The organism is Winogradskyella sp. (assembly GCF_013213975.1).
In the GTDB taxonomy this organism is placed as follows: Bacteria; Bacteroidota; Bacteroidia; order Flavobacteriales; family Flavobacteriaceae; genus Winogradskyella.
The window spans coordinates 1-25,560 of record NZ_JABSST010000055.1 but is presented as its reverse complement, the minus strand read 5'-3'; the positions used below and the strand labels follow the sequence as shown (position 1 = coordinate 25,560).

The window sequence follows — 25,560 nt, the reverse complement described above, 5'->3', positions numbered from 1 at the left end:
TACCTTAATTCTAATGTTAACAAATTGTTTCCTTAACATAAATACGCTTAATACTCAGCTAACAGTATACTAACCTTTTCATTACAAATCTTTAATTATTGTGTAAACTAATTTAAAGAATATGAGAGTTTCTTTGCAGCATCATAAAAACTAAAATTTGTTTATTAAAAATTAACCCAATGAAAAAATTACTTTCAATTACGTTAATCCTTTCAGCATTAGTATTAACTGGATGCTTTAAAGATGATGATGCTCCCCTTATCATTGAAACTTCAAGTACTACTATTATAAATAATGAAAACCCAGACGGTGGAGGCGAAACTTGTCCTGTTATTGCAGTTACTGGTGAAATCGCAGATGGTACTGTATGGACAAATGACAATATCTATCAATTAAACCAAAAAGTAGTTGTACCTGCTGGTGCAACGTTAACTATTAATCCTGGCACTATAATTAAAGGGTCTTCGGGAACAGGTTCTTTAGCTTCTGCTTTAATCGTTGCTAGAGATGGTACATTAAATGCAAATGGAACTGCAGATGAGCCAATCATTTTCACGTCTACTCAAGATAATATTACTTGTGGTCAGACTGCAGGAACAAACTTAGACCAAGACGATAGAGGTCTTTGGGGCGGCTTAATTGTATTAGGAAACGCACCATGTTCATTTTCTGGTGATATCTTAGAAGCTCAAATCGAAGGTATTCCTGCTGATGATTCATTTGGTCTTTACGGTGGATCTGTTGCTAATGACAGTTCAGGAAGTATGAGATATATTTCTATCCGTCATGGTGGTGCTTTAATCGGTGAAGGAAATGAAATTAATGGTTTAACATTAGGTGGTGTTGGATCTGGAACAATCATAGATAACATTGAAGTAGTTGCAAACGTTGATGACGGCATTGAATTCTTTGGTGGTACCTGTGACGCTTCTAACTTATTAGTTTGGGCACAAGGTGATGACGCTATCGATATTGACCAAGCATATTCTGGAACAATTGACAATGCTGTTGTAGTCTTAGGAGATATTTCTGACCACGCTTTTGAAATTGACGGACCAGAAGGAACTGGGTCAGGTTTGTTTACTTTAAGAAACGCTACTATCATTGGTAACACTACTACTGCAAATGGTGAATATGCCGACTACAGAAGTAATGCTCAAGGTTTGACTGAAAATGTTTATGCCTACGGATTTAAAGATTCATCAGACGTTGAATTGGATAACGATGGTGTAGCTACAAACTATAATAATGGTGACTTAACATTTGGACCATGGGAAATCGTTTTACCTGCTGGTGTAACAAATGTAACTGAAATCTTTGTAAACAAAGCAGAAAGTGTAACGGTAACTGGTTTTGGTTCTACTGCAACTGCTGTTACAGAAGGTGCTCAAACAATTGGAGCAATAACTTCTAACCTAAGCTGGACCTTCTCTAATGTAGTCGGTGGTTTAGGATTCTAAAAAACACTTTTTCATTCATAAATAAATCTACTGCCTACGATGTAGGCAGTAGATTAATACCATATTATATGAAACATATATTAAAAGCTTTAGCGCTTATTATATTTCTTTCTTCTACTACTTCGATTTTTTCTCAAGGAAAAATTTCGGGTACTGTTATAGATGGAGAATTCAATGAGCCTTTAGCCTTTGCCAATATTGTTGTTAAAGGAACAAGTAAAGGCGATAGCGCTGATTTTGACGGTAAATATGAGCTAGAAATTGAAGCAGGAACTTATACTTTGGTATTTTCGTTTGTTGGTTATATTACAAAAGAAATAACCGACGTTATTGTAAATGAAGGTGAAGTAGTAACTCTAGATGTTGTTTTAGAAACTAATTCTTTAGATGCTGTTGTAATCACAACTACTACAAAACGAAATACCGAAAACGCTGTTCTAAGCATTCAGAAAAAATCCGTTGTAGTTTTAGACGGTTTGTCTGCACAAGCGATTAAAAATTCAGGTGCTGGTAATGTTGCAAGCGCAGTCAAGGCTGTTCCTGGTGTATCGATTCAAGGGGATAAATATGTCTTTGTACGAGGTTTAGGAGACCGATATACAAAATCAATTTTAAACGGCATTGACATTCCTGGTTTAGATCCAGATAGAAATACTATTCAGATGGATTTATTTCCTACCAACATTCTTGACAATGTAATTGTATTAAAGTCGGCCTCTGCTGAATATCCAGCGGATTTTACTGGAGGCATTGTCAATATTGTAACTAGAGATTTTCCTAGTAAAGCAGAATATTCGATTTCATTAGGAAATGGTTATAATCCAGATATGCACTTTAATGACAATTATTTAACTTCTGAAGGAAGTGATACAGATTGGTTAGGTTTTGATGATGGAAAACGCAATTTGCCGGTAAATCGTTATCAATTTGAAGAAGGAGTCTTAGGGGACGGTGTTAATACAGAAACGTTAACTAATTTAACAAATAGTTTTGAAAAGGAACTAGCTGCAAAACGTGAGCGTAGTGGTATGAACTTCGATTTCGGATTCACCTTAGGTAACCAATATGATGTTGGTGATGATAAATTAGGGTATCAAGCTAGCTTCTCTTACAAAAACCAAACAACCTTCTACGAAAATAGAATTGATGGAGCATATATAAAAAATCCACAAGACACGTCGCAAAACGATCTAATTGCAGCCTTAGACTCTAGAGGATCTGAAGGCATTAATAATGTGATTTTAAATGGTATGCTAGGATTAGCCTATAAAACAGAGAAATCTAAATATAAGGTTAACTTTTTACACATCCAAAATGGAGAATCAACTGCTGGATTTTTTGATCAAGTGATTTCACAGGATGGAACAGGTGGTGGTTTAGAACCATTAACTAAAAATTCCATTACATACACTGAGCGTTCTATTTCTAATATACTATTATCTGGTAAGCATCGGTTAAATAGTATTTTAGATGAGAAACCATTTACCTTAGAGTGGAAAATTGCACCAACATTTTCTAAAGTTATGGATAAGGATCACAGAATTACACCTTTCCAACAAGCAGATGATGGAAGTTCATTCTTATCTCCATCGGCTTCAACATTACCAATTCAATTGTGGAGGCATTTAATTGAAGAATCTTGGGCTGGAAAATTAGATTTAGACAAAACTGTTGAATTATTTGGACGCCCTGGAAAAATTAAGTTTGGTGGTGCGTTTACCTATAAATTTAGAGATTTTAGCATCGATGATTTCACATTTAACATTAGAGGTGATCAATCATTCATATCCAATGGAGATGCAGATAATTTATTAGCTACTGAAAATATTTGGACACCAGAAACTGACGCTGGAACTTTTGTTGTATTTACGGATAATTTTAATCCAAATGATGCTTATGAAGGTGAACAACAGATTGCAGCTACCTATTTTTCAACTGAATTCAATTTAACTGAAAAATTTAAAACTGTTTTAGGAATAAGAGCTGAAATGTTTAATTCTTTTTATACTGGTCAGGATAATGAAAATATTTTTGATCGTGAATTAATTCTAGAAGAGTTGGACTTTTTCCCTTCAGCTAACTTTATTTATGCATTAAATGATAAGTCTAACTTAAGAGCGTCCTACTCTAGAACAACTGCAAGACCTTCGTTTAAAGAAGCTTCTGTTGCTCAGATTTTTGATCCTATTACCAGTCGATTATTTATTGGTGATCTAAACTTGGTTCCTACTTATATTAACAACTTTGATTTACGTTATGAATTCTTTGGTGAAGAGGGTCAAATGTTTGCCGTAAGTGGATTCTACAAAGACTTTACAGATCCTATTGAGCAATCTTTCTTTGTTTCCGCACCTACTCAATTAACTGTTGCAAACTTAGGTAATGCCGTTGTTTACGGAGCAGAATTTGAGGCTAGACAGCGTTTAGGGTTTATCTCAGAAGGCTTAAACAATCTTAAGGTTACCGCTAACTTCTCTCTTATAAAATCAGAATTGACTATGTCTGATGATGAGTTTAATGGTAGAGTAGCTTCTGCCAGAGATGGAGAGACCATTGAAAGAGAACGTGATTTGCAGGGTCAGGCCCCTTACTTAATCAATGTGGGTCTTAATTATGATAATTCAGATATAGGTTTAACAACTGGTCTGTTTTATAATGTACAAGGTGAAACTTTGGAAGTTGTTGGTATTCGAGAAGTGCCAGACGTATATACACAACCATTTAACAGTTTAAATTTTACTTTAAACAAGGCGTTTGGTGAAAACAAACGATCTTCAATAGATATTAAGGTATCCAATATTCTTAATGATAAAAGATTAAGTGAATACGAATCTTTCGGAACGAGCAATCAAATTTTCTCATTAAGAGAACCTAGCACAGAAATATCATTGGGTTACACTTTTAAATTCTAAAACAATTAAAAAGTTAACTTAAAAAAAAGGCTTTCCAATGGAAAGCCTTTTTCATCTAATCTCATCATTTATACACACTAATTAACTATCTGTTAATTGCAACTTTAGTTTTATTATCCCATTGATTTATACTCACTATTCTTGAATCAATGTAATCTACTTCTTTTAATGATTCACCTTCCCAGAAAAACCACTTTCCAACTTTTTTGCCATTATCATAAGAGCCAAGTGCAATTTTCTTTCCCAGAACATCATACATTTTCCATTCACCATGTACTTTACCTTTTGCATTAAACATTCCGGTTTGACTTACCTCGCCATTACCATGAAAATAAGTAATATAGGTCAAATCACCTTTCTTTTCTAATTTCGGCTCTTTATGTTCTTGAGCGTAACCAAAACTTACGCTTAACATTACTAAAAGTGCAATTAATTTTCTCATATCTATTTGGGCTTTTCGTTAATAATTACATAACAAATCTAACATTTATTTTACTTTTAAACAACATTTACATAACATTAAATTAACATATCATCTATAAATCATTGTGTATCAATATTTTAATAAATTTAATTTTTGTAACATTAAAACACATTTATTCTAAAATTTGGACAAATATGTTGCCACATACCCTAAATTTGTATTAGGACTATTTTACACATATGACGCTTAGAATTCTTATTTCAATTATTGCATTTCTCATAGGCACTCACTTGGCTTTAAGTCAGACAAAAAAAGAGAAAGAGGAACGTATTAATCTGTCAGAATTTCCATCCAAGGCTCAAAATGTACTTTCTAAGTTGCCTAAAGACTGTAAGCGCATAAAATTTCTCAAAGAAACTGATGGCGATAAGCAGAGCTTTGAAGCTAAATTTAAATACAACGGACGTCGTTATAGTTTAGAATTTTCTTCAGAAGGTATCCTTGAGGATATTGAAGTACGTACTAAAATGAAAGCTATTGAAAATAGCACACAGGATCAAATTATAGAACACTTTAAATCTTCATATCTTAAATATAAACTCATTAAAATTCAGATGCAGTTTGTATTTAACCAAAACTTAAATCCAGATACTTTTGTTTCTCAGATTTTAAATCAGGAAGCCACGGACATCATAAATTATGAAATTATTGCTGAGGTCAAAACTGAACCTGGACGAGAATTACGAGAGTTTACTTTCGATAAGAAGGGATCCTTTATAAACTTCAGAGTTGTTGAACCTTCATCTTATGCGCATGTCCTTTATTAAATGTGTTCTGCTTACAGGTATGGGTTTATTATGCTTTCCTGTTTTTGCACAAGATGATTTTGAAGGCTTAGGCGAAACAAGTTTTGCACTTAATCATATCGTTAATAGTGATTACAAAATTAACTTCTCTGTAAGATCGCGCTATTTTCTTTATCAAAATGATGATTTCAGTTTTCAAAATAGACAACTCGACTTTGTCCACTTTTCATCTTTGAACTTAGATTATAATCATAGCTTTAGTCTTGGCTTGCAATATCGAATTAGATCTATCGATGGTGGCAGAAACGAACTACGATTAACCCAACAATTTAATTACACTAAGAACAATGGCGCATTACGTTTTGGGCATCGTGTTAGATTTGAACAACGCATTTTAGGAGACCTTACCATTCTGAGATCACGATATCGATTTGCCTTAGACGTTCCGCTTGAAGGTGAAAAACTTGACATTGGAGAACTGTACTTCGTAACGTCCATGGAAGCTTTACTTAGTCATAGCAAAGCTCATAAACCCGAACTAGATCACAGAACTACCTCTCATATCGGTTGGCTTATTTCAGAATCCTTAAAACTACAATTAGGACTGGAATACCGTTTCGAAGCTTTTAATATTAATACCGAAGAAAAGTTGTTTCTATATACATCAGTTATACTTAAAGTTTAGCTTCTAACATTTCACCACACCATATTTGACTAAAACCTCACTATTTATCACAGAAAATAACCTTTAGATAACCTCAGATTAAAAATAATTAAAGTATTTTGCAATCAATTTTTAGCTGACCTCGTCCATGGAAAATCTTTATATCTATATGCTAGCTGCTTTAGCGTTTTTAGCTATTGCAGATTTAGTAGTTGGTGTAAGTAACGATGCTGTTAATTTCTTAAACTCTGCTATTGGTTCTAAAGCGGTTTCCTTTAAAACTATAATGATAGTCGCCAGTGTTGGTGTTGCCGTTGGAGCAATGACTTCTAGTGGTATGATGGAAGTTGCCAGAAAAGGTATATTTAATCCTAGTGAATTTATGTTTAATGAGATTATGGTCATTTTTATGGCGGTAATGCTCACCGACATACTCCTATTAGATTTCTTTAACACCTTAGGTTTACCAACTTCTACAACGGTTTCAATTGTTTTTGAATTGTTAGGCGCATCAGTTGCTGTGGCCTTAATTAAAATATTTGCCGACAATTCTCAATCCATTACAGACCTTGCTAATTATATAAATAACGAAAAAGCAATAGAAATTATACTAGGCATACTGCTCTCGGTAGTAGTTGCTTTTACGGTTGGTGCAATAGTGCAATATGTGTCGCGTTTATTATTATCCTTTAATTTTCAGAAAAAACCTGATTGGTATAGTGCTGTTTTTAGTGGATTCGCCATCACATCAATCATGTACTTTATCATTGTAAAAGGGCTTAAAAACGCTGCTTTTATGCCACCTGACATTCAAGAATTCTTGAACACAAACCCAATGACCTTTATTGGTTTAAGCTTCTTGGCATTTACCTTACTATCATATTTAGCAGTTCGATTCTTTGAAGCAAAAATTTACACACTTATTATTGTTGTGGGAACATTTGCTTTAGCTGTTGCCTTTGCAGGAAATGATTTAGTAAATTTCATAGGAGTGCCAATGGCAGGCTATGACGGATTTCAAAAATGGCACGAAGCTTATTTAGCCACTGGAGTTTTACCTTCAGATTTTAGTATGGAAGGTCTTGCTGGTAAGGTACCTACAAAAACCTATCTACTATTAATTGCAGGTTTAATCATGGTGCTTACCTTATGGTTTAGTAGTAAGGCCAAAGCCGTAGTAAAAACATCTGTTGATTTATCGAGACAAGACGAAGTCAAAGAACGTTTTGAACCGAATTTCTTGTCACGCCATATTGTTAGACTAACCATAGACCTAAACAATAACATCCATAATATTCTTCCTGATTCATTTAAACATTGGTCTAATAACCAATTTGTTAAACCAACACTAATAGCAAAAGCTCATGATAAACCAGCTTTTGATTTGGTCCGTGCTGCTGTAAATTTAATGGTAGCCAGTGTGCTCATTTCCATTGCGACCTCAATGAAATTACCGCTGTCAACCACCTATGTCACCTTTATGGTTGCCATGGGTACCTCATTAGCAGATAGAGCTTGGGGAAGTGAAAGTGCTGTGTATAGAGTTGCTGGTGTACTTAACGTTATTGGAGGATGGTTTTTCACAGCATTTAGCGCTTTTGTTGCTGCTGCAATAATGGCGTACATCTTGTATCATGGCGGTGGTTATGCACTAACTGGACTTCTAATTCTAGCAATAGTATTATTAATCAGAAATTACCTGTCGCACCGCAAGAATTCAAAAATTATGCGTGAAGAGGATAAACTGGAGCGCGCAGAAAGTAGTTCTACACAAGGTGTTATTCACGAAAGCGCATCTAATATTGCCAACGTAATTAGTCGAGGTAACAGAATTTACACTTCTGCAATTAATGGCTTAGCGGTCCAGGATTTAAGGATACTTAAGAAAAACCGTAAACAGGTCGATAAATTATCTGATGAGATTGACGATCTTAAGGATAACATCTTTTATTTCATAAGAAACTTAGAAGAACCTAGCGTTTCAGCCAGTAACTTCTATATCAATATTTTAGGATATCTTCAGGATATGACCCAGTCTTTAAATTATATTTCTAAAGCCAGTCATAAGCACGTCAATAACAACCATAAGAAACTTAAGTTTAGTCAAATTAAAGAACTTAAAGATTTGGATACGACGCTTGAAAATTTATTTACCACCACTCAAACTGCTTTCGAATCTAGATCCTTCGAAATGATAGGCAACGTCATTTCAGATAAAGCTAAGCTATTTGAAATAGTAAAAGAGAAAATTCAGAAGCAAGTAGAACGTACAAGAAGTGAGGAATCCAGCCCAAAAAATACCACGCTATATTTCAGTTTACTACTTGAAACGAAAGATTTATTAACTGCAATGATGAATTTATTAGAGGAATATTTTCATTCTCACGATAGTAATATTGAACCAGCTAAGGTCAACGGCGTACGAAGCGAAGAAGAAGAATAGTTCAAATTCATATTATAATAATGCCTTAGGATGTTCTAAGGCTTTTTTTATGTCAATTTCTGAAAATTTACCGCATTTAAACATCCAAAAAATGTATTTGGTCGTATCTATAAGTGTATGGCATAAACTAACTTAAAACTTAAAAATGAAAAAAATCTCAATCCTTTTAATAGCGGCACTTGTATTAAGCTCTTGTGTTTCAAAAAAGAAATACATGGCCTTAGAACAAGAAAATGGTGAAATTAAAAGTCAACTAAGCAAAACTCGAGTAGAAAAAGAAGACTTAGAACATAAGTTTGCTAAAATTCAGGCGCGTGTTGATGCTTACAATGCCAAAATTAACTCTCTTAATGAGGATGTTGAAGGTCTTAAAATTGAGAACGATATTAAACTTGATGTTAATGCGGACGGTACTGTAATGTCTAATGCGGCAAAGAGTAAATTACTTGCTACTCTAGAAAATGTAGATCCTGTAAAATTAGCTGAAGCCAAAACGCTTAAAGATTCTATGAACCTTGCTGTTCAATATAATCTAGAAAAAACAATGGATACCTCAGCGCTAGATGAAGGCAAAGACATTGCTGTTAACATTAATGAAACTGTAGTTATGATTTCAATCTCTGATAAGATGTTATTTAACTCAGGCAGTTACAGAATTAGCAGTAAAGCGAACAACATTTTACAAAAATTAGCAGATGTCATTAATTCTGAAAAGAGTATCGATGTAATGGTTGAAGGACATACAGACTCTAGAAATATTAACACAGAAAAGATAGCCGATAACTGGGATCTTAGTGTACTTAGAGCGACATCTGTTGTTAGAACATTACAACACAAATACGATGTTGATCCGGCAAAATTAATTGCTTCTGGTCGTAGTAGTTACCAACCATTAGTAGATAACGACACTCGAGAGAATCGCTCTAAAAACAGAAGAACACGTATTATTTTAATGCCAAACATTGATAAATTCTTTGCTTTAATGGAGGCAAATTAATTAATCCATTATTTTTATAGAGGTGAAAAAAAGCACTCTCCCGTACAATTCGGCATTGAGTGCTTTTTGCTTTTTTATAACTGTTATAATTTGTCGTAAATAAAATAGTATGAATGGTATGGTTACACTCCTCTTTTTGTGTTTGTATTTCCTTATTTAAAGGACAAACCATTCATTATCGTAAGCGAACTTTTTGATAAACTAAATAGGATTTTGATTCTTAGGCAAATGAGATAATTGTAATACGTCGTTTACTGCAGAAATGAAGACACCCAATGCTTCAATACGTAGCACTAAGATCGTTGTAAATTTGCACGGTGAATAATTTAAGATAGATGCTAAACGCACTTCTATGACAACATCCTATACTATTTTAATGATAACTGCAGCATGATTTATAATTGTAAGATTACAGAAAGTTTAGAAGCCGCCAAGAAAAATATGAATTGAAATAGGGCCCATTTGTCTAAGAATGGTATCCTTTTTTTTATGGTTTACTTATGAAACTTAAGGCTTCAGTTACCAGCCTTTCTAAAAAGATAGACAAAGTAGACTTTAATGAAAAAGATTATTTTGTACAAAAGTAAGTTATGATGAAGCTGTACGCTTTAGATGCCTGGTATTTCTTTCTTAATCCTGTAAGCTAGGCTATGGAACTTTAGCAATTTTAAGAAACTGAGGATTCTGATAATGTACAAATAGATAGATTCTAGCGAGTTTATTTTTCTAGCTAAAGTGGCTATTATCAGTGGTATTAAAATGCCAAAAGTACGTGCTTGGTATTACAATAAAGACAATAAGTTTTTGAAAAAACACTTATATAGACCACTAAAAAAAGCACCTCACGATTGAGATGCTTTTTTAACACTTAAATTTCTATAATAGAATGGGGGATTTTTACCCTTCACAACTTGCACATGCTTTCTTCTGTTTGAATTTCTGTGCTGCATTCATGCTATGCTGATAGTAAAGAGACTTTACTCCTAACTGCCATGCTGTAACATAAATCTTGTTGATATCCTTTACAGGCATATCCGGGTGTACCATGATATTTAAAGACTGACCTTGATCGATATGATTCTGTCTGTTTGCAGCTTGATAAATTAATGTCATTTGATCAATTTCCGCGTACGTCTTAAATACATCTTTTTCTAACTCTGTAAGACCCTCTAGGTGTTGTACAGAACCGTCGTGGTCTCTAATACTCTTCCAAATCTCACTTGTATTCATTCCTTTTTCGTCTAATAAAGCTACTAAATACGGATTCTTAATGGTTGTTTTAATTTTAGCAATATCTTTTACATAACAGTTAGACCAAACTGGCTCAATACCTTGGGATACCTGTCCTAAGATAAATGCTGATGAGGTAGTTGGAGCTACTGCATTTAAAGTGGTATTGCGTCTACCGCGTCCTTTAAGCACTTCTGGCTCTCCAAATAATACTGCTAATTCTTGTGAAGCTTTTACTGATCTTTCTTTAATCGTTTTAAAAATTTCACTATTTAAGTTAAATGCTTCTTGACTATCAAACGGTAACATTTTAGACTGTAATAACGAGTGCCAACCTAATGCGCCCATTCCTAATGCTCTATTTTCCTTTGCAAAATTATAAGCCTTCTCCATGAATAAGAATGTTTGCTGATCATCACGATCTGGTGAATCCCTGTAAACTTCTAGCTTAGTTACAAACTCCTCTAACACAGCATCTAAGAAATAGATCATTGTTTCTACGGCATCTGTATTCTTCCACTTATCATAGTGTAATAAGTTTATAGATGACAGTACACACACAAATGACCATCTGTCATTTGTTGGTAACATTATTTCAGAGCATAAGTTACTTGCGTAGATCTCATGCTTATTTTCTTGGTATACTTCTGGGGCATTGTTATTGGCATTATCTCTAAAGAAAATGTATGGGTAACCTATCTCACCTCTACGCTGTAAAACTTTTGCCCAAATTGATCTTTTATCGGTATCGCCATCAATCATTTCTTGCATCCATTGGTCACTTACAGTAACCCCATGGGTTAACTCTTGAATTGGATTACCTTCTGTGCCAATCTCTAAAAATTCATTTATATCGTTATGTTCTATTGGTAGGTATGGGGAAAAACGACCGCGTCTTACTGATCCTTGACTAACGACATCCACCATTTTTTCAAACAGTTGCATAATATGAACTGCACCAGACGACTCACCGTTATTTTTAACTGGTGCGCCTCTATGACGCAGTTTCCCAAAATACCCTGAAGTACCTCCTCCTAACTTAGACATCATTCCAACCTCTGACTGCGTATATAAAATATCACCCATATCATCAGAAATATGAGACCCGAAACAACTAATTGGCAGACCACGCTTTTTACCAAAATTAGACCACACAGGCGACGCTAATGAATAGAATCCCTCGGCCATATAACCATAGAATTTATCTGCAAAACCATCTATTTTTAAAATACGCTCTGCATTATTCGCAATTTCTCTTATACGCCCTTCAGGTGTTACTCCTTCAGTAAGGTAACCAGATGATAAAAATTTACGGCTATGCTCAGTTAACCACTTAATTTCTGGTTCTGTATTAGCCTCTCTTATAGCCTCTTTCCTGGCTTTTATTAAATCATTATGGGGAGAAGTTGTGGTCGTTTGAGGGTTTACTACTTGGTTTTCGAGGTCTAGGTTAGTTTTTTCGTTCATGGTTTAAAATAAGTCGTCGCTAGTTATACTTTTAGTTCTTTTGCTGTAATTAATTGAGCGTTTAACGAAGAAATCACCGTGTTTCGTTGCAATGATTTCATCATCAAACCACTCAGTTTGTGCAATTAGGCTTTCGTCGATATCAAATATCTTGTCTATACCTATGCTTTGGAGGGAGTTATTAAATCTGTTTTTTATAAATTCTTTAATGACGTTTTTAGGAAGGAAATCCAATTCACCCGCTTCAAAAATCCAATCGATGATTCTGCTTTCAGAATCAAAAGCCTCTTCACACATGACCTTCACAATCGTATTATGCGCATCGCCAAACCAGGTTGGATTTTCATTCTTGATGATTCTAATTATATCTATTCCAAAATCACCATGGATTTGTTCTTCTTTGGATGTTGCCTCAACAACATTAGAAATACCCTTTAACATGTTCTTATGCTTGTTAAAAGCCATAATGATTAAGAACTGAGAAAATAAAGACACATGCTCAATAAAAAGCGAAAAAAGGAGGATCGACTCTGCATATTCTTTATTATCATCACTCTTAGAATTCTTTAGTGCTGTTTCTAAATAGTGCACGCGTCTCATGATAACAGGATTCTTCTTTAACCTTTTGAATTCATTATTAAGCCCTAAGATTTCTAACAAATGTGAGTATGCATCATGATGTCGTACTTCACTCTCAGCAAAAGTTGCTCCTACAGATCCAATCTCTGGCTTTGGCATTTTTTGATAGATATCACCCCAAAAAGACTTCACTGCTACCTCAATCTGAGAAATTGCCAACATTGTATTTTTGATAGCATTTTGCTCAACAATAGTAAGCTTGGTTTTAAAGTCCTGTATATCACTTGTAAAATTAAATTCCGAATGGATCCAGTACGAATGTCTAATAGCATCGACATATTCGTTTAATTCAGGATACTCATAAGGTTTTAGGTTGATCCGTTTTTCGAAAATGTTTGTCTTTCTACTTCTAGCTTGCTCGTCTCTGTAAAGAATATAAGCTTTGGCAACATCCAAAAACTGGCTATCCATTAATTTAATCTCAACCAAATCTTGCACCTCCTCTACAGTAGGCACATAATTTTGAACATTTGATTTTCTGACTAATAATTCACTTAAAACATTTTGAGCAACTTGTTTCGCATCATCTTTTGTGCCATTTCCAACAGACATCATTGCCTTTTCTACAGCATTTGAAATCTTATTTAAAACAAAAGGATTCGTTTCATAATCCCTCTTTATAATCTCCGTAATCTCAAGTTGTTTCGTTTCCATGCTCAAATTGGTTCTTAATTTTTAAGGCTAAAAATCCTATAGGAATAATTGATCAATTACCCTGAATTTAAATAGCAAATGCTGTTATTTTGTGTTAATTTTTCCTTTTAGAGGAATAAAAAAGGCGTGAATTTTTCGAAATCAGAGACTTTTTAAAAAAGTTTAAACCGCTACCAAAATCTGCTTTCTAATTTGCCTTGAACAAAGATTGATAATTGTCTTTAAAATTAAAAGGCAATTTTGTAAACGTTGTCAACAAGTTTTTAACAAAACCAGAGATCCCCCGCAAATCCTAATGTTTTGATAATTATTGGTATATTTATCTGATTTTCAAGAATTTATAGTATTTTAATAAAGTAAAATGTTGTAAGTGTAATCGTATAAAAATATGAGCTAACAGGCGTATTTATTGAAGGTCTGCTAAATTTGTTTTATCAAAAATTTAAACCAAAAAAAGAGCGCTTTTACCGCCCTCTTTTTCCTAAAAACTAACTAAGTAATAAAAGCAACCCCTACATTGCCCCTAAGAAAATTAACACTGAAACTAAAAGTCAGAATTTTTAAAAACTCTGACTTTTGTTGATTAATAGCAATTCACCTATATAAGAATAAACCCTCTTTTACTCCTATTTATCGGCCAGTATAGTTTATCAAAAATAGCCACAAATAAGGCGACATTTCAATAGCAATGTATAATTGGTATAAAAAAATGTATAAATGGAATTCAAAAATAAGTGTCTGAAATTTTCGCAATCCACACAAAAAATACAACATGATATACATTTAAATATTTGAGTCGAAAAAGATATGTCTATCTTTATACTTGAGAATCTTAACTATGATTAAAGCTGTAATTGTTGATGACGAACCAAAAGCTATCCATAGCTTAATTTGGGAGCTAAGTAACTTTAAAAATGAAATTGAAGTTATTGAGTCATTTACCAATCCTGAGAAAGCTTTGCAATATTTAGCAAACAATACCCCTGATTGTTTATTCTTGGACGTGCAGATGCCAACCATTGGAGGGTTCCAATTTTTAGATCGATTAGAGGCCATCAATTTCGCAGTTATTATTACCACAGCCTATGACGAATATGCAATTAAGGCTTTAAAACATGAGGCAATAGATTATTTGCTAAAACCAATAGATTCTGATGATTTAAGCGGCACTATTAACAAAATCAAAAAATATAGCAATCGTCAAATAAGCGCTTCTAGACTCGAGAATATTCTGTTAAATTTTAATTCTAAGTTCGACAAGAAACGCATAACTATTAATACTGATGGTAAGCTGTTATTTCTTGATATTGATGACATTATTTATGTAGAATCTGATGGTAATTACAGTACCATATACTTGCAAAATCAAAAGAAAATTGTAGTCACTAAAAAATTAAAAGAGGTTGATGCTATTTTACCAGAAGACCATTTTTTTAGGATTCACAATTCCTACATCATTAATCTTGGAAAGATAAAAGCCTTTATCAAAAACGAGGGATATGTGGTTATGAATAGTAATCATAAAATCCCTGTTGCCCGAAAACGAAAGTCTGATTTTCTGGAAAAACTATAAAAAAAGTATTGCGTTCTAAATTAACATACCAATGGCTAGTGGTGCTTTTGTTTTTAACAAAAAGTCAAATGTCTTATGGTCAAACTAATGAATTTGACAAAGCGGTTTTAAAACTGAGCAAGGTAAAGCCTAAAAATTATGCCGATATCGATGCTATTTTAAAGCCCTTTGAACGCGACAGTATAAAAATGAAATCAGCTACAGACGCCTTTATACTTAATGAATATAATGAAGGTGCTAGTTATACTTTAAATGCTCTGGGTGTAATTAATAGAAATCTTTCAAATTATAACCAATCTATTGCGCTTCATAAAAAAGCCAACACTTATGCCGAAAACGCCAATAGTAATGAGTTTCGAATTGTGAGTTTAAACATGATTGGTGTAGCCTACAGAAGAATGGACGTTATTAAATCTGCTTTAGACAATCATACCAAAGCTTTAAAAATAGCTTATCAATTCAAAGACCCAACGCCAACGGTAAGCTATAATATTGCCGTTTCACAAAATAGTATTGGAAATATTTATTTGGCCTTAGAGCAATATGATGCCGCCCTGAATCAATTTAGAAAATCACTTGAGATAGAAAAAAACGCAAACAGTAAACTCGGTCTGGCTATTAATTACCATAATATTGGTTATGCCGAACAAGGTAAAGGTAACTTAGATGTTGCCTTAGAAAATTATGAAAAGTCACTGGTTTATAATGAAGCCATAGATTCGGAGATTGGCAGAATGATTTGCTTCAATAGTATTGGAGGAATTTATCTTAAAAAGAAAGACTATTCTAATGCAGAACCTATAATTAGAGACGCGTTAAAAAAAGCACTTGAGGCTAAAGATCAATTCTATATTGCTTCTTCGTATAATAATTTGGGGCAATTAGAGATTGCACTTAATCAAATTGAAGAAGCCGAAATTAATATTAAGAAAGGACTAGACGTTTCTAAAACCTATAGTTTAAAATCAGCTGAAGCCTCTTCAAATAAATTGCTTTCCGAAATCAATCAAAAAAAAGGCAACTATAAAGCTGCCTTGAATTACTATCAAAATGCTGTTGAAATTGAAAATACAATTTTAACAGAAAAGAATCTACAATATGTTAATGATATTGTTATTCTTTATGAAAATGAAAATAAAAACAACCAAATCAAAGCACTTGCTTCAGAAAATGAAGAAGTACGCAAACGACTAGAGCGCAATAGAAATATATTTTGGTACTCCGTATTAGCGCTATTAATTCTTGGTGCAGCCCTGTTTATAGTAAATAGAGATAGAGCTCTGCAACGCGGTAAAAAAATCCTTACGCTTGAGCAGGATATGTTAAGAAGTCAAATGAATCCGCACTTCATTTTTAATTCTTTAAATTCTATAAAACTGTATATCATCAATAATGAGAAAGAAAATGCCGTTTATTATCTCAATAAATTTTCAAAACTCATCCGTAAGATTTTAATTGCTTCAAAGGAGAAAGAAACCTGCTTACAAGAAGAATTAGACACCATGCAACTCTACATGAATATCGAAAATATGAGATTCGATAATGAAATAGAATTCAAAATAAATGTTGATGAAGCAATCAACACCGAAGTCACTAAGGTGCCGTCTTTAATCCTCCAACCCTTTTTAGAAAATGCACTGTGGCATGGTTTATCCTCTAAAAAAAATGATAAAAAAATCATCCTTAACGTATTCAAAAATTCCAAAGACCATATTACTGTAGAGATTACGGATAATGGTATTGGCAGAGCCGCCTCAAAAAAGATTCGTGAAAGTAAAAAACTAAAACGCAAATCTGTTGGTATTGATATAACTAAAGCGCGATTAGCAAACTTCTCCAAAGCTTTTGAAAACTCTTACACCTTAAATATTGATGATTTGTACGAGCATAATTCCCCCAGTGGAACTCGTGTAACACTTAACATTCCTGTTTAAGCTTTATTTTCCGAAGTTCTTTTGCGCTACAGCCTCTAATTCGGTATACCAGTCTTCACCGAACTTTCTAATTAAAGCCTCCTTTACAAATTTATAAACAGGAACTTGCAGCTCCTTTCCTAAAGCACACGCATCATCACAAATCTCCCATTTTTCATAATTAACACCTGAGAACTCAGAATAGTCTTTGACTCTTATGGGATAAAGATGGCACGATACAGGTTTTTTCCAGTCGATTTCTCCTTGATTGTAAGCTTCTTCAATACCACATAAAGCTGTATTATTTTCATCGAAAATAACATAGGCACATTCTGCACCATTGATTAATGGAGTTTCTAAATCTCCGAAAACAGTTTTTACAGAAGCGCCTGTTGCTTCGATGACTTCAATACCTTCTTTTCGCAAGAATGGTTTAACCTTAGGATAAATACGATCTAGAATTTTAACCTCGTCTGCATCTAGTGGAGCACCTGCATCTCCTTCGACACAACAAGCCCCTTTGCAGGCTGATAGGTTGCAAACAAAATCCTTAGCGATGATGTCTTCTGATACTATAGTTTTTCCGAGCTGAAACATGCTGTAAAAATAGCTAAACTTTACTGTAATTTAATATTGAAAATCAGTAATTTAATTGCACCTTTGCGGCGAATTTTAAAATGTAAGTGTCATGAAATTAGTTTTTAAAGAAATCTTTACTGCTTTTATGGTTCTTTTTGCTGTAATAGACATTATTGGCAACATTCCTATTATCATAGATTTACGCAAAAAAGTAGGTCATATTCAAAGTGAAAAAGCGGCACTGATTGCAGGTCTTATTATGATTGTTTTTTTGTTTCTGGGAAAGAGCTTACTTAATCTCATTGGTATCGATGTTAATTCCTTCGCCGTTGCAGGTGCGTTTATCTTATTTTTTATTGCCCTAGAAATGATTTTAGGAATTACATTATACAAACAAGATGATAGCAATCCAATTACAGCTTCTGTATTCCCATTAGCATTTCCTCTAATTGCTGGCCCAGGGAGTTTAACAACCTTATTATCCCTGCGTGCAGAATTTGCCACCGAAAATATTATCGTTGCCGTGATCTGCAATGTTATCTTTATTTACATCGTCCTTAAAACCTCAGCTAGAATTGAGCGAATTTTAGGTCCTAACGGCATTAACATCATAAGAAAAGTTTTTGGTGTAATTTTGCTAGCAATAGCCGTTAAATTATTTGCGGCCAATATAAAAGCCTTATTTGTTTAAAAACTATGAAAATCTTTATTTGGATACTCTCAGCAATTGCAACGTGACTGATTATTTTCAATGCCACGAAATTAGACTTTAACGCATTATTTGAAGGAGAAAGTTACACAGCCATATTAACGATTATTGCTGGACTTTGCGCCATCATTTTACTTCAAATATTAAGAATTTCGAAAAAAATCGAAACCTTAAGTAAGCAACGTTAATGACCTTTGATGCCTTAATAATTGGTGGTGGAGCAGCAGGGTTGTCTTGTGCGCTTGTATTAGGTTCTGCAAAAGACAAAGCATTTGCAAAGAATAAATCCGTTGGTATCATTACCCATCAAAAAACGTCGCATTTACAAAATGCGCTTTTTAATAATGTCTTAGGTTTAGAACCAGGTACTTTAGGAAGAGACTTATTGGAACGTGGGAAGCAACAACTCCAAACCCTATATCCTCAGGTTGTTCAAGTCGAAAAAGAAAAGGTCACTCTGATCGAAAAACGAGACAATGGCTACATCGTGCAAACCAATAAAAATCAATACCATTCTAAAATTTTGGTGGTTGCCGTTGGGTATACCGATTTAATGACTATTAAAGGTTTAGAAGAGTTTATTGAACCCCATCCGCGTGCAGTCAAAGAAAAAAACAGAATCTGGTTAAAGAATTCAGATCATCTTATTGCAAAAGGCCTTTATGTGGCAGGTACACTAGCAGGATGGAGAAGCCAATTTGCAATTGCCAGTGGAAGTGGTGCACATGTGGCCACCGATATTCTGACGCTTTGGAATGGTGGAAAGCACACCAAAGTCCACGATAAGATTACTGTTTAAAATTTGGGTATTCTGTACTAAGAAGAATCACTTCTTGCACCATAATATCCTCTTTATTAATTATTTCTAGAAAGGCGTTATCGTCATATAATTGTCTGGCTAAAGTTGCCTTAATCAGCCGTTTAATTTCATTATTATAGGCTGTAAATGTAATGTTAGTGCCTTCGCGTCTATTGACAAAATTTTGAAAGCTAATTACAATATCATCACTGACTTCAAAATTATTAATAAAGTCGTATTTGGTAACATGCTGATAAACGCTGCGGTCTTTATCCAATTCTTTAAATACAAACAACCCAAAATGCCCTCGTCGTCTCAAATAGTTTATGGTTTCGTTATCAAAGGCACGGTCTACTGGCACAAAGACGTCTGGAATAATACCACCCCCACCATATACAACTTTTCCTTTTGGAGTGGTAAATTTTAATGAATCATCTACCTGAATATTATTCTCATCTGCCAACTCCCCTGTTCGTAAGCGTTTAAAATAATCCCTGTAATATGAGCTATTATCGCCGTTGGTGTACGGTCGCTGAATTGATCTACCTGTTGGAGTATAGTATCGAGATACTGTTAATCTAACAGCACTACCATCGCCAAGTGCCATCTCACGTTGTACGAGTCCTTTTCCGTAGGAGCGTCTGCCTACTATAATCCCTTTATCATTGTCTTGCAATGCCCCTGCAATGACTTCACTCGCTGAAGCAGAATTCTCATCGATGAGAATAAAAATTTCCCCATCTTCAAAATCCCCACGTCGCGTGGCGAATGTGCGTTCTTCTCTACCCTTTTTATCTCGCGTAAATAAAATGAGTTTGTCATCTTCTAAAAACTCATCCGTTATTTGCTCTGCTATTCCTAAAAACCCGCCAGGATTGTCGCGTAAATCTAAGGCTAATTTTGTGGCACCTTGCTCCTGCAATTCGTATAAAGCCGTCTTAAACTCCTTAAAGCTAGACTCTGCAAAGCGGTTCATCTTTATATAGCCTAATTCATCCGTTAGCATGTAAGACGCATCAACACTTTTTATAGGGATATCTTTTCGTGTAATTTCAAATTCCAATGTTTTGTCCTCGCTCTTTCTATATACCGTAAGATTTACTGTAGAATTCTTTTGCCCTTTGAGCTTTTTAGAAATAAAATCGTTAGTGATATTTCTACCATATATGGTATCACCGTTAGCTAATAAGATGCGATCACCACTTATGATTCCAGCGCGCTCACTTGGTCCTCCTTCGGTTGGTTTAATTACAGCAATGGTATCTTTATAAGGGTAATAGTTAATTCCTATACCTACAAAATCACCCTTCATATTCTCGGTAATACGTTGTAGATCTTCCTTTGGGATGTAGGTAGAATGCGGATCGAGATTATCCAATATGCCGTTTACTGTAACATCGACAATGCTGTCTGTATCTACCTCATCTACATACTCATAATCTATGTAATCAATCAGGCGATTAAGCTTATCTTTCTTACTATTGGTGGTAAATAAATTATCTGAGGTGTCCGTGAAGTTTAATTTTCCTCCTATCAGAACACCTCCTGCAATAGCTGCACCTATGATTAATGGTATGTATTTATTCTTTGTTGCCATTACGGATCTAAATCTTCAATAAACTCTAATTCTATACCTGCCTTTTCTAAAAAATCGAGACCTGAGCAGTCCTTATAAGCTCTTGAGTAAACCACTCTCACTATACCAGCTTGGTGAATCAACTTACTACAATCGGTACATGGAGATAAGGTAACATATAATGTAGCCCCTTTACAGGATTGTGTGGATGCCGCTACCTTTAAAATTGCATTAGCTTCAGCATGTAAGACATACCATTTCGTCTTTCCATCTTCGTCTTCACAGCAATTTTCAAAACCTGTTGGAGTACCATTGTAACCGTCTGAAATAATCATACGATCTTTTACAATAATAGCCCCAACTTGTTTACGCTTGCAATGGGATAATTTTCCCCATTCGTGCGCAATTCTCAAATAAGCTTTATCGTAACGTAATTTTTTTTCGTCGGACATTAATATTCTCATACAAAGTTAGTAACGAATATAAACCGATTGAATTGCATAAGCAATTTAGTTGCCGTTAAAGTTTTACCAATTATCCTGCATTTAACAAGTCGCTACCTGTAATCATCGGAATCACCAATCCAATCACTATAGCCGAAAGTACCATGACCCAATCACGACGCGAAAATCTAAACAGCGTCTGGCATAGAAACCCTAAGAATAAAACCACAAAAACTATAATGACTTGAGCAATTTCTATCCCTAAAGCAAACTCAACCAAAAGTTCTACTTTATTTTCAGACGGGCCAGCAAACATTTTAAATTCTCTGGCAAACCCTAAACCGTGGATAAGCCCAAAGAACAACGTGGTAAAAAACAGCAAGCTTATTTTAGTATTACGCTCTTTCTTACCTGCTGTAAATACATTGTAAATTGCGGCGATTAAAATGGTTACTGGAATTAAGAACTCTACTAATTTGCCATTAACACTTACAATATCGTAAGCCGCCAATACTAAAGACACAGTGTGTCCTAAGGTAAACATGGAAACTAAAAGCAGAACGCGTTTCCAATCTTTAAAAACATAAGGCACAGCCAAGACCATTAAAAATAAAACGTGATCATAACCGTTAGGATCAAGGACATGGTTTATGCCATATTGCACATTAAACCAAAAATTTTCTAACATAATTCATTCATTTGGGATGACTCAAAGTTACAATATATATTGCTAAAAAAGTCATTAAGTTTTATCACATGACTTTGGTTTGAAATACAGGCTGTTAAAACTAACTTAATCAAGCTTTGGCACTTTCGTATATCTATTAATCCAACAGTTAATATCAATACGTTTCGCCGACATATCTCTATTAAATATCTCTACCTTAGTTGGTGCTTTAGATGCATAACTATCGGCATATTGCTGCACTATTTTCTGCAAAGTAGGATCTAAACGCGATGCTTTTTTTACCTCATCTATAGCTAACCAATACACAGCACGCTGAAAGAAATTGTCCTTTCCGCAGCTTTTGTTTTTAGCACTTTCTTTATACATCTCTGCAATTAGGATATGCGGTCGTCCATTTGATGGATTGAGTTTTAGTGCTTCTAACAAATACGCTCTAGCAGTAGCATAGCGTCCTTTATTTTTATAAATCACACCAATGCGTATCGCTAAATTGGCCTTCTTATATGGTCTTTTTTCTAGTTTAAAAGCCTCTTCAAGATATTTGTAGGCTTCTTCATCTTTTCCATTCTCCAACAAAACGGTGGCCACAAAAACCTTGGTATCTGCTGATGGCGCTACCTTATCATAGTGCTTAACTAACTTTTCATAAAGCTCTTCGGATGTGCATTCCTTGTGGTAAAGGCGACTTACAGAACGCTTTAACCAAACGGAATCATTCTGCTTGGTGTTAAAATACTTCGTATACAGTGGAACTAAATTTTGACAGTTGGCTTTTCTATCAGCAATCTTGTCTATATTTTCTTGAATTAAGGCATAGGCTTTTAGGTAACTTTCATAAGCACTTTTCTTACGTTCATCGCGCTTTGAAAGCGTCTCTCCTTGCTCGGTTTTTGAAATGAGCATATTCAATTTTTCTGAATAATTCTCAACCTCGACGGCTATTTTCCCTACCACATCATCATAGGTGTCAAATAGTTCAGCATCTGATTTTTCACCGCTATCGTGCAACTCAGACACCAATGAAAAGTAGGTGTATAAGTTTTTGGGATTTCTGAACGTTTTTTGATCTTTTGTAAAGGCATTATCAAAACAGGAATATAGTTTTAGTTGAGCAGTGCCCACGATATCCTTGTGGTCATATAAAAGCTGACAAGCTTTCGCCTCATATTCGCCTATTGGAGTTTGACTCGCATAATACTGCTGTCGTTTGTCCCAAACAGTCAATAACAATTCAATAAAATTGACTTTAGTATTTCCTTCAATAGTTTTGATTTTATGCTTCAGCATTTTTTCACCATCGGCATATATGGCCAAATTTAAATCCGGACAATTTTCGAAAACAAATTTCCAGTTTTCAAATGCTTCATCATACTTCTGCGCCACTACAGAGGGATGAAATAAGGACAATTTAGTTTTACAATCTAGATTTGCTTGAGAATTACCCTGGGCTATACCTAATAAAAAAAGCAGCCAATGAAAAAAAATTTTTGAGTCATAATAGCATTGATTTGTAGTGTATTAACCACTAAAATGCCACAAAAAATATACCAAGAACCTAAATTACTAACCGCTATAGCTCTTAAGAAGAACTTGTGCCTCTAGGTAGTACCTATTTGTTCTGTAGTTCTTCTTTCTTTCAAAATTTAAATGGACCACTTCCCCAAACCTAGTCTCTTGCTCTAAAACATATACTAACTGTAAAATGCCATTAAAATCTCCTTGCAAGCCAAATTGATAATGGTTGGTAGACATCTCATCATTTTCAGTCTTATGCGGTTCATTAAAACTAATGACCTTCAACCTGTGCTTTTTGGCTAAATCGGCAATAGTTTTAAGCAAATTGTTTTGCAATGACAATCCATTCAATTGGTATTTACCCAAAATAGAATCAAAGTGCTTTTCCTTTTGCCTTAGCATTGAAATCTGCTTTGGTGCATTATTAAATAATAAGGCGTCTTGAGATAAGGTCTCATAGCGCTGCTTAGCGGCTATAGTTTTTGAAATAGATAGCTGATAAGACATACAAAGCATCAGCACAAAACCTACAATTAAGAGTCTGTTTTTGGTTTTACTAGTCATGCTTAATTTCAATTTTTATGCTGAAGGTCGTTTTTGAATTGACCTGATCACTATAATGCAATGGACTAACGCGCTGCACCCAAGACATGGCTTCGAGAGCAGAGATCCAATCTGAATAGTCCGTATTACTGTTGGTTTCACCACGTACTTCAATAATTCTAAAAGCTTGGTCTATGGGCTTATTTGGCTTAATGCGCTTTAAAATGGGTTGGTAATTACAGGCTGTTAATACCATACTATGGGGTAAAGATTGCACCAAATCATTGACATAGAATGAACTTCGAGAATTACTACTTTTTAAAAGGTCAGTTACCAAACTTTCTTTTCGATCTATAATTTCGTTTAATGACAATAATTGTGCCTTTGCAGTTTGATTCATTTGGGATAGACCTTCGAGGTCATTTACCTTGTTGAAATAGTGGTTAAAACAGAGAAAATTAATGAGAAGCATAACAAGTAAACTTAAACCAGCCGTCTTCATAAATACCTTTGAAAATCGGCCTTGAAAAAAGCGCGCTTTCCAAATACTAGTCTCAAAATTATTAGCGGTAATATCTAATCCAGACTCTGCCACTAAAACGGCAGCTGTTGCGAGCAGATGATCAGATGTAATATGCAAACCGTTGATCTCATAGGTGTAATGATTAATAGGGTTTAAAATCTTTATCGTTTGCAATTGATGACCATCAAATTCTAAACAAGCATTAGAAATTTGAATGGAGGCTTCATTTATATAAGGCTTCAATGCCACAGCAGTGAGGCCACTTAAACTTAAATGTGTTACGTAACACTGAATACCCAATAAATCATCAATAAGACCATCAACATAAGATTTACGACAAATGGACACCACACTATGTTCTGCTTGCTGCAAGACTTGATAATAGAACGCATCCACTTCAATATTTGGAAAGGCCTTATAAACCAGCTCTTGTTCGGTTTTAAATTGGCCCAACAACAACTTTGTTAAAACCTTATCATTATTTAATACCAAATGAATGTTAGCGTGTTTAGGAAGCTTCTTAAACAGCGTCTCTTTAGTACTATAATTTGAATGGGATATAATATCTAAAACCGACCCTTTGCGTTTTAGTTGCGAGACTAAATAGTTGCTTTGGTCTTGCGACTTAGAACATTCTAAGCCATAAAAGGTTGTGCCTTGTTTTATGTTATGTAAAACCGTTTGTAGCATTATTGAATAACTGTTGGTTTTATTAAGACTGTTAACCTTGACTTACGCCCTTCTCTTACACGCTTACTAAACAGCCATTTTATGAGTGGAATTCTAGCCAAAAATGGCACACCAGAACCAGAATTATTGCTCAATTGTTCCTCTAAACCCCCAAGTACTGCAAGGTCTTGATCTTTCATTCTTATCAGCGAACTAAATTCTCTTGAGTTAATATCTGGAGGAGCATCTTCAGCGATGCGCGCACCAAAAGAAGACTGAATAACACTGATATCCAATGTAACTTGTCCATCACCAGAGACTAAAGGTTTAATAG

At 34.5% G+C, this 25,560-nt stretch carries 21 protein-coding genes and 1 pseudogene; 11 read left to right on the top strand and 11 right to left on the bottom strand.

Going from position 1 to position 25,560, the window contains the following annotated elements; genetic code table 11:
* The first annotated feature begins 179 nt into the window (after positions 1-179).
* The gene (locus HRU49_RS09820; RefSeq protein ID WP_296356648.1) at positions 180-1,460 is read left to right on the top strand and encodes a hypothetical protein; all 1,281 of its coding nucleotides are present in this window, start codon (positions 180-182) and stop codon (positions 1,458-1,460) included.
* Between the two features lie 68 nt (positions 1,461-1,528).
* Positions 1,529-4,372 carry a TonB-dependent receptor gene (locus HRU49_RS09815; protein ID WP_296356646.1) on the top strand — a complete coding sequence of 948 codons (2,844 nt, stop codon included), beginning with the start codon at positions 1,529-1,531 and terminating at the stop codon, positions 4,370-4,372.
* A gap of 85 nt (positions 4,373-4,457) precedes the next feature.
* Here HRU49_RS09815 and HRU49_RS09810 read toward each other — a convergent pair whose 3' ends face one another.
* Positions 4,458-4,814: a nicotinic acid mononucleotide adenyltransferase gene (locus HRU49_RS09810; protein ID WP_296356645.1), complete on the bottom strand. Its 357-nt coding sequence runs from the start codon at positions 4,812-4,814 to the stop codon at positions 4,458-4,460.
* A 221-nt stretch (positions 4,815-5,035) separates the two neighbouring features.
* Between HRU49_RS09810 and HRU49_RS09805 the strand changes: the two genes are divergently transcribed.
* The 5 genes from HRU49_RS09805 (at position 5,036) to HRU49_RS14740 (ending at position 10,558) form a co-directional block, all read left to right on the top strand.
* Positions 5,036-5,623 carry a hypothetical protein gene (locus HRU49_RS09805; protein WP_296356644.1) on the top strand — a complete coding sequence of 196 codons (588 nt, stop codon included), beginning with the start codon at positions 5,036-5,038 and terminating at the stop codon, positions 5,621-5,623.
* Positions 5,610-6,287, top strand: a complete 678-nt coding sequence (locus tag HRU49_RS09800) for a DUF2490 domain-containing protein (RefSeq protein ID WP_296356641.1) — start codon at positions 5,610-5,612, stop codon at positions 6,285-6,287. The genes HRU49_RS09805 and HRU49_RS09800 overlap by 14 nt, the downstream gene beginning before the upstream one ends.
* 127 nt (positions 6,288-6,414) lie before the next feature.
* Positions 6,415-8,709 carry an inorganic phosphate transporter gene (locus HRU49_RS09795; RefSeq protein ID WP_296356639.1) on the top strand — a complete coding sequence of 765 codons (2,295 nt, stop codon included), beginning with the start codon at positions 6,415-6,417 and terminating at the stop codon, positions 8,707-8,709.
* Between the two features lie 145 nt (positions 8,710-8,854).
* Positions 8,855-9,706 carry an OmpA family protein gene (locus HRU49_RS09790; protein WP_296356637.1) on the top strand — a complete coding sequence of 284 codons (852 nt, stop codon included), beginning with the start codon at positions 8,855-8,857 and terminating at the stop codon, positions 9,704-9,706.
* Positions 9,707-10,408: 702 nt separating this feature from the next.
* Positions 10,409-10,558 (top strand): DUF6503 family protein, encoded by a 150-nt coding sequence (locus tag HRU49_RS14740; protein ID WP_363146614.1) that lies wholly within the window; start codon positions 10,409-10,411, stop codon positions 10,556-10,558.
* 45 nt (positions 10,559-10,603) lie between these two features.
* Here the strand turns inward: HRU49_RS14740 and HRU49_RS09785 are convergent, their stop codons facing one another.
* Both HRU49_RS09785 and HRU49_RS09780 read right to left on the bottom strand, forming a co-directional pair.
* Entirely contained in the window at positions 10,604-12,403 is a 1,800-nt protein-coding gene (locus HRU49_RS09785) for a ribonucleoside-diphosphate reductase subunit alpha (protein WP_296356635.1), read from the bottom strand.
* 3 nt (positions 12,404-12,406) lie between these two features.
* On the bottom strand, positions 12,407-13,696 hold the full coding sequence (locus tag HRU49_RS09780; protein WP_296356632.1) for a ribonucleotide-diphosphate reductase subunit beta: 1,290 nt from the start codon (positions 13,694-13,696) through the stop codon (positions 12,407-12,409).
* An 838-nt stretch (positions 13,697-14,534) separates the two neighbouring features.
* On the opposite strand from HRU49_RS09780, the gene HRU49_RS09775 reads away from it, so the two are divergent.
* Together HRU49_RS09775 and HRU49_RS09770 are read left to right on the top strand one after the other, a co-directional pair.
* On the top strand, positions 14,535-15,269 hold the full coding sequence (locus HRU49_RS09775) for a LytTR family DNA-binding domain-containing protein (protein WP_296356629.1): 735 nt from the start codon (positions 14,535-14,537) through the stop codon (positions 15,267-15,269).
* 68 nt (positions 15,270-15,337) lie between these two features.
* Entirely contained in the window at positions 15,338-17,203 is a 1,866-nt protein-coding gene (locus tag HRU49_RS09770; protein ID WP_296356627.1) for a tetratricopeptide repeat protein, read from the top strand.
* Between the two features lie 3 nt (positions 17,204-17,206).
* Here HRU49_RS09770 and HRU49_RS09765 read toward each other — a convergent pair whose 3' ends face one another.
* Positions 17,207-17,779 (bottom strand): DUF3109 family protein, encoded by a 573-nt coding sequence (locus tag HRU49_RS09765; protein ID WP_296356625.1) that lies wholly within the window; start codon positions 17,777-17,779, stop codon positions 17,207-17,209.
* Positions 17,780-17,870: 91 nt separating this feature from the next.
* Between HRU49_RS09765 and HRU49_RS09760 the strand changes: the two genes are divergently transcribed.
* Both HRU49_RS09760 and HRU49_RS09755 read left to right on the top strand, forming a co-directional pair.
* Positions 17,871-18,452, top strand: a complete 582-nt coding sequence (locus tag HRU49_RS09760; RefSeq protein ID WP_296356623.1) for a MarC family protein — start codon at positions 17,871-17,873, stop codon at positions 18,450-18,452.
* Between the two features lie 205 nt (positions 18,453-18,657).
* Positions 18,658-19,269 carry an NAD(P)/FAD-dependent oxidoreductase gene (locus HRU49_RS09755; RefSeq protein ID WP_296356621.1) on the top strand — a complete coding sequence of 204 codons (612 nt, stop codon included), beginning with the start codon at positions 18,658-18,660 and terminating at the stop codon, positions 19,267-19,269.
* Here the strand turns inward: HRU49_RS09755 and HRU49_RS09750 are convergent.
* The 7 genes and pseudogenes from HRU49_RS09750 to HRU49_RS09720 form a co-directional block, all read right to left on the bottom strand.
* Positions 19,259-20,866 carry a S41 family peptidase gene (locus HRU49_RS09750; protein ID WP_296356618.1) on the bottom strand — a complete coding sequence of 536 codons (1,608 nt, stop codon included), beginning with the start codon at positions 20,864-20,866 and terminating at the stop codon, positions 19,259-19,261. The two genes, HRU49_RS09755 and HRU49_RS09750, sit on opposite strands and share 11 nt — an antisense overlap.
* Positions 20,866-21,297 (bottom strand): dCMP deaminase family protein, encoded by a 432-nt coding sequence (locus tag HRU49_RS09745; RefSeq protein ID WP_296356616.1) that lies wholly within the window; start codon positions 21,295-21,297, stop codon positions 20,866-20,868. The genes HRU49_RS09750 and HRU49_RS09745 overlap by 1 nt, the downstream gene beginning before the upstream one ends.
* A gap of 82 nt (positions 21,298-21,379) precedes the next feature.
* Positions 21,380-21,976, bottom strand: coding sequence for a HupE/UreJ family protein (locus HRU49_RS09740; RefSeq protein WP_296356614.1), 597 nt, complete (start codon positions 21,974-21,976; stop codon positions 21,380-21,382).
* 105 nt (positions 21,977-22,081) lie between these two features.
* Positions 22,082-23,383 (bottom strand): tetratricopeptide repeat protein, encoded by a 1,302-nt coding sequence (locus HRU49_RS09735; RefSeq protein ID WP_296356611.1) that lies wholly within the window; start codon positions 23,381-23,383, stop codon positions 22,082-22,084.
* 156 nt (positions 23,384-23,539) lie between these two features.
* Positions 23,540-24,055 carry a hypothetical protein gene (locus HRU49_RS09730; protein ID WP_296356609.1) on the bottom strand — a complete coding sequence of 172 codons (516 nt, stop codon included), beginning with the start codon at positions 24,053-24,055 and terminating at the stop codon, positions 23,540-23,542.
* The gene (locus HRU49_RS09725) at positions 24,048-25,247 is read right to left on the bottom strand and encodes a hypothetical protein (protein WP_296356608.1); all 1,200 of its coding nucleotides are present in this window, start codon (positions 25,245-25,247) and stop codon (positions 24,048-24,050) included. Before HRU49_RS09725 ends, HRU49_RS09730 begins: the two co-directional genes overlap by 8 nt.
* Positions 25,247-25,560 (bottom strand): annotated as a pseudogene (locus HRU49_RS09720) (hypothetical protein); the annotation flags it as partial. The pseudogene HRU49_RS09720 and the gene HRU49_RS09725, both read right to left, overlap by 1 nt.

Excerpts from the sequence above, each read along its gene's own strand:
- HRU49_RS09820 (WP_296356648.1), top strand. The coding sequence starts at position 180 with ATGAAAAAATTACTTTCAATTACGTTAATCCTTTCAGCATTAGTATTA.
- HRU49_RS09815 (WP_296356646.1), top strand. The coding sequence starts at position 1,529 with ATGAAACATATATTAAAAGCTTTAGCGCTTATTATATTTCTTTCTTCT.
- HRU49_RS09810 (WP_296356645.1), bottom strand. The coding sequence starts at position 4,814 with ATGAGAAAATTAATTGCACTTTTAGTAATGTTAAGCGTAAGTTTTGGT.
- HRU49_RS09805 (WP_296356644.1), top strand. The coding sequence starts at position 5,036 with ATGACGCTTAGAATTCTTATTTCAATTATTGCATTTCTCATAGGCACT.
- HRU49_RS09800 (WP_296356641.1), top strand. The coding sequence starts at position 5,610 with ATGTCCTTTATTAAATGTGTTCTGCTTACAGGTATGGGTTTATTATGC.
- HRU49_RS09795 (WP_296356639.1), top strand. The coding sequence starts at position 6,415 with ATGGAAAATCTTTATATCTATATGCTAGCTGCTTTAGCGTTTTTAGCT.
- HRU49_RS09790 (WP_296356637.1), top strand. The coding sequence starts at position 8,855 with ATGAAAAAAATCTCAATCCTTTTAATAGCGGCACTTGTATTAAGCTCT.
- HRU49_RS09785 (WP_296356635.1), bottom strand. The coding sequence starts at position 12,403 with ATGAACGAAAAAACTAACCTAGACCTCGAAAACCAAGTAGTAAACCCT.
- HRU49_RS09780 (WP_296356632.1), bottom strand. The coding sequence starts at position 13,696 with ATGGAAACGAAACAACTTGAGATTACGGAGATTATAAAGAGGGATTAT.
- HRU49_RS09775 (WP_296356629.1), top strand. The coding sequence starts at position 14,535 with ATGATTAAAGCTGTAATTGTTGATGACGAACCAAAAGCTATCCATAGC.
- HRU49_RS09770 (WP_296356627.1), top strand. The coding sequence starts at position 15,338 with ATGTCTTATGGTCAAACTAATGAATTTGACAAAGCGGTTTTAAAACTG.
- HRU49_RS09765 (WP_296356625.1), bottom strand. The coding sequence starts at position 17,779 with ATGTTTCAGCTCGGAAAAACTATAGTATCAGAAGACATCATCGCTAAG.
- HRU49_RS09760 (WP_296356623.1), top strand. The coding sequence starts at position 17,871 with ATGAAATTAGTTTTTAAAGAAATCTTTACTGCTTTTATGGTTCTTTTT.
- HRU49_RS09755 (WP_296356621.1), top strand. The coding sequence starts at position 18,658 with ATGACCTTTGATGCCTTAATAATTGGTGGTGGAGCAGCAGGGTTGTCT.
- HRU49_RS09750 (WP_296356618.1), bottom strand. The coding sequence starts at position 20,866 with ATGGCAACAAAGAATAAATACATACCATTAATCATAGGTGCAGCTATT.
- HRU49_RS09745 (WP_296356616.1), bottom strand. The coding sequence starts at position 21,297 with ATGTCCGACGAAAAAAAATTACGTTACGATAAAGCTTATTTGAGAATT.
- HRU49_RS09740 (WP_296356614.1), bottom strand. The coding sequence starts at position 21,976 with ATGTTAGAAAATTTTTGGTTTAATGTGCAATATGGCATAAACCATGTC.
- HRU49_RS09730 (WP_296356609.1), bottom strand. The coding sequence starts at position 24,055 with ATGACTAGTAAAACCAAAAACAGACTCTTAATTGTAGGTTTTGTGCTG.
- HRU49_RS09725 (WP_296356608.1), bottom strand. The coding sequence starts at position 25,247 with ATGCTACAAACGGTTTTACATAACATAAAACAAGGCACAACCTTTTAT.